Source organism: Streptomyces murinus (genome assembly GCF_002154555.1).
In the GTDB taxonomy this organism is placed as follows: Bacteria; Actinomycetota; Actinomycetes; order Streptomycetales; family Streptomycetaceae; genus Streptomyces; species Streptomyces murinus.
In genome coordinates this window covers 1-708 of sequence record NZ_MUNF01000947.1, presented here as the reverse complement: position 1 = coordinate 708, position 708 = coordinate 1, and the positions used below count along the sequence as shown (strand labels likewise).

1 pseudogene is annotated in these 708 nt (G+C 65.4%); it reads right to left on the bottom strand.

Going from position 1 to position 708, the window contains the following annotated elements:
* Positions 1 to 37: 37 nt before the first annotated feature.
* Positions 38 to 401: pseudogene (locus CCN72_RS36800) on the bottom strand (PTS sugar transporter subunit IIA).
* Positions 402 to 708: the final 307 nt, after the last annotated feature.

Sequence of the window (708 nt, the reverse complement as noted above, 5' to 3'; positions counted from 1 at the left end):
GGTCGTCCTGTACGCCGCCCTCATGACGGCACGTGTGTCAGTTCCAGGAGAAGAGGTCGGCGCCGGTCGTCACGTCACCGCTCTCGCGGACGGCGGAGAGGGCCTCGGCCGTCGCCTCCAGCGCGACGACGGGGCACACCGGGGACTTGCCGGCCGCCTCGACCGCNNACGGTGTCGATGCCGAGGTGGGTGAGCACGCCGTGTCCGCTGTCGTCGACCACGACGAAGGCGTGCGGGTGCAGGGAGACGATCACACCGTCCACGGGCGACACGGCCTCGGAGGGCTCACGCACCGGATCGATCGCGGTGCCGGGGCCGACCATCGCCCCGGAGAAGACAGGGTCCGGCACGGCGGCCAGTCCGATGGCACGTCCGGCGAGAGGGGACGTCACGGTGGTCATGGGAGCCTCCCAGAAGTGGAGCTGCTCGCGGGCCTGAGCAGCAGGGTATGTCATGTGAAGTGGCGGTTCCGGATGAAAGCTAGCAGCTAGTGGTCTAGACCACCAACCCAGCGGATTTGCATGCCGTTCCGGGCCACCTGTACAGTCGTACTCCTGCTCGGGACGGAGCGACGCGAAAGTGTCCTCGCTCGAACAGAAAACAAACTCGTCGGATCCTGATTCTGGATCTCCTTCTGCATGCTCGCAGAACGGTGGTCAGAGAGACAGAAAAGGCCTGATAGAGTTTGAAACACCGAAGGGAAGCCCG